The sequence below is a fragment of the Acetomicrobium mobile genome (assembly GCF_937920065.1).
The window spans coordinates 1-3,502 of the sequence record NZ_CALETC010000154.1; the positions used below are offsets into that span (position 1 = coordinate 1).

Consider the following 3,502-nt stretch of genomic DNA (forward strand, 5'->3'; position numbering starts at 1 on the left):
AGGCGTGAGGTTTAAGGGAGAGTTTATCTCCAAGGACGGCTCGAGGTTTTCTCCATTCCTCAGACTTTCCTATGTAAACGTCCTTTCGGGAGACGACGTCACCATAGACCAAAGCTGGTACGGAGTGAAGAGCTGGTACACCGAAAAACTTGATGATGACTACTTCGTCGCAGACCTAGGGATGACCCTTTACACGGCAGGAAACTTCGACATGTCTTTAAACTACAATGGAAGGTTTGGAGACGACAGCTACTCCCACGGCGGTTGGCTAAGGCTTGAGTGGAAGCAATAACATAACAATACAAGGTAAGACTAATCCCCAGGTGTCTACCTTTAACCATCATCCATTTCATGTGATACCTCTGACCCTACTTGCCCATAACCGGCATCAGGGGTATGTTTCGACAAATGGGGGGGTGCGCTTAGCGTTACCATAGTCACGCTGGTCGTCGAGACGGTTGGCCGACGCGTCCCGGGGTTTTGCCATCGTGTTTTTTGGCCTTACCATTGCCTTCATAGCAGCCATGCCCTTGATCTTCATGATGCCTAGCCGCCCCTTAAAATAGTGGTAGATCCTATTGGCTTGACATTTTGTCTTGACATTTAAAAACCACTATGATATACAAAATTTCAGCAGTACGTAAAAAACCTGCCAATAATTAAAAAGAGGTGATTTAACCGTGAAGCGCGTATTGACCCTTATCTTTGTTTTTTGTCTTCTTTTGGGTTTGTCTTCATCATCCTACGCCGCAACAGAGATTAAGATTGGCCATGTGTTAACTACTGACAGTGCCTGGCACATCAATCTTGACGGGTTTGCCAAAGAAGCGGCCGAACAAACAGAAGGCCGGGTTATTTTTAAGATCTATCCCGGATCTCAGCTAGGCAACGAAAAGGATCTTATCGAGGGTCTAATGCTTCAAACTGTCGATGGTGGTTTAATCGGTGGCGGTTCCTTTCAATCCATCGACCCCAGATTTGGCATCGAAGCTCTTCCCTATGCGTGGAAAGACCATGAGGCGGCATACAGGGCAATGGATGGAGAGATTGGAAACTTCCTCCTCGGAATTCTCGAATCTAAAGGCATAAAGGGGATTTCCTGGTGGGAGAACGGATTTAGACATATAACCAACAACAAAAGGCCGATCATGGTTCCCAAAGATATGGAAGGGCTGAAGATCCGTGTTACTCCCGACAAAATGCGCCTTGACACCTTTAAGGCCCTTGGAGCTTCGCCGATTCCAATTAACTTTGGTGAACTTTACACCGCCTTGCAGCAAGGTGTAGTTGACGCGCAGGAAAACCCGCTCGGCATTATCTATGCAAATGCTTTCTACGAAGTGCAAAAGTACCTGTCTTTAAGCGGTCACATTTGGGGTTCTGCCTTGCTGTGCGTCAATTCGCCGGCATGGAAACGAATACCCGATCAGGATAAACCTGTGGTTGAAGCCCTAGCCCACAAATGGCGAGACAGAGAGCGACAACAAATTATGGACGAAGAAAGCGATATGCTGGTGAAGCTCAAGGAAAAGGGAATGCAAGCAAACGAGGTCGACAAGGAAGCGTTCAAGGCTGCAGTTCAACCCGTGTGGAATGACTACGAATCGGTGTTTGGTAAAGACTTAATGGACCTCGTGAGAAAATATGGCGAGTAAATTTTTTGAGGGATTCTTTAGGGCAATAGATCGCTTGCTTTCCATTGCCCTTTACGTAATATTTTTTGAAGTAATCGCTGAAGCCAGTGCTCGTTACATTTTTTCTGTTCCCATTCCCTGGGGAGCAGAACTGTCTCAGACTTTGCTGGTATGGATAACCTTTCTTGGCTCAGCAGTGGCCATGAGACATGGAGAACATATGGCAATTCGATTTGTTCAAGATATCATTCCCTGGCCTTTTTTAAAAAAAGGGCTCGAAATTCTTGGCAACCTATTTTTAACTATCTTTCTAATTGTTGGAACGTGGTCCGGATGTCTTGTTGTTGTAAGAACCTGGAGGCTTAAGACTACGGCCTTACAAATACCCGCAGGAATACTTTACCTTGCTTTTCCCGTCGGATGTTTTCTTATGATAGTTGGAATGTACCAATTTTTTGTAGCAAATCGTCATAATGTAAATGAAAGGGTGTAATCGGCCATGCTAATTTTGCTCGTCATTTTATTTGTCGCCCTAATTGCGGGAATTCCCGTTGCTTTTGCTATTGCCTTTTCAAGTACGGTATATCTGACGATGCTTTCGGGCGTTCCTCTCCTGGCTATAGCCCAACGCATGGTGGTAGGGGTGGACTCTTTTACGCTTCTTGCAATTCCCTTGTTCCTTCTGGCAGGAGAACTGATGGCCAGGGGAGACATCACGCCGCGAATAGTAAAGTTCACCGCAACCATTGTAGGGCACATCCCCGGAGGAATGGCTATGGTGATGGCGATATCCTGTATGCTTTTTGGGGCAATTTCTGGGTCTGGAGTAGCAGATGTCATCGCAATCGGTTCCATTCTTCTTCCTGCCATGAACGAGCAAGGTTACAAAAGGCCTTTTAGCGCAACTTTGCTTGGTTGCTCGGGCGCATTGGCCACGATCATACCTCCAAGCATTGTCATGGTCACCATCGGCGTAACCACCGGCGCTTCCATAGGAAAGCTTTTCTTGAGCGGTATCATCCCCGGGGTCATGGCTGGAGTGGCTTTTATGGTTATTTCGTATGTATTTGCCATCAAAGAAAACTATCCCAGAATGGAAAAATCGAGCTGGAAGGAGCGATGGAATGCCTTTAAGATGGCATTATTGCCTCTCCTTACCCCCGCGATAATATTAGGAGGCATTTTGCTTGGGATTTTTACGGCTACCGAAGCAGGCGGCATAGCTGCACTTTATGCATTGATATTAGCTGTCTTCGTCTACAAAAAGGTCTCGTTATCAGAGCTTTTAGAGATAGGAATTGATGTTGTCAGGACAAGCGCCGTTATCCTTTTTATAATAGCTGCTGCGAACCTCTTCGGTTGGGTTGTCGCAGCCGAAGACATCCCTCAAAAGGTCGCTTCGTTCATGCTTTCGATTAGCGAAAACTATTGGGTCATATTGATTCTTTTCAATATACTTTTGCTTTTGCTCGGCATGTTCATGGAAACGATCGCAATCATCATAATAGTCCTGCCCATCTTTTTACCCATTTTTAATACGTTGGGCATGGATTTGATACATTTAGGGATAATCGTGTGTATAAATCTGGCTATAGGAGCTAACACTCCACCTTTAGGGGTAGACTTGATCGCGGCGTGCAGAGTAGCTGAGGAGAGGTATGAAAATACCTTTAAATATCTGCCACCGTTTTTGGGTGCAATGACATTAGTATTGATACTTATCATTGCATTTCCTCAACTCGCATTATGGATACCTAATATGCTTATAAATTAACGTAGAGCTCAGTTAATCTAAAGAAACCGAGCCTAGCATTATAAGTTATCGCGCAGGCTGTTTGAGCGTTGGTGAAGGTTTAGCTTCAAGTGTT

The 3,502-nt window shown here is 45.4% G+C and carries 4 protein-coding genes; all 4 read left to right on the top strand.

The window, feature by feature from the left end; all coding sequences use genetic code 11:
- Positions 1-292 (top strand): autotransporter outer membrane beta-barrel domain-containing protein (locus tag Q7P41_RS05890; RefSeq protein ID WP_303882865.1); only part of this gene is annotated, 292 nt, incomplete at its 5' end.
- Positions 293-680: 388 nt separating this feature from the next.
- Positions 681-1,655 (top strand): DctP family TRAP transporter solute-binding subunit, encoded by a 975-nt coding sequence (locus tag Q7P41_RS05895; RefSeq protein ID WP_303882866.1) that lies wholly within the window; start codon positions 681-683, stop codon positions 1,653-1,655.
- Entirely contained in the window at positions 1,645-2,127 is a 483-nt protein-coding gene (locus tag Q7P41_RS05900; protein ID WP_303882867.1) for a TRAP transporter small permease, read from the top strand. The genes Q7P41_RS05895 and Q7P41_RS05900 overlap by 11 nt, the downstream gene beginning before the upstream one ends.
- A gap of 6 nt (positions 2,128-2,133) precedes the next feature.
- On the top strand, positions 2,134-3,408 hold the full coding sequence (locus Q7P41_RS05905; protein ID WP_303882868.1) for a TRAP transporter large permease: 1,275 nt from the start codon (positions 2,134-2,136) through the stop codon (positions 3,406-3,408).
- Positions 3,409-3,502: the final 94 nt, after the last annotated feature.

What these genes read in the sequence shown, in the direction of transcription:
- Q7P41_RS05900 (WP_303882867.1), top strand. Translation starts at nt 1,645, where the DNA reads ATGGCGAGTAAATTTTTTGAGGGATTCTTTAGGGCAATAGATCGCTTG.
- Q7P41_RS05905 (WP_303882868.1), top strand. Translation starts at nt 2,134, where the DNA reads ATGCTAATTTTGCTCGTCATTTTATTTGTCGCCCTAATTGCGGGAATT.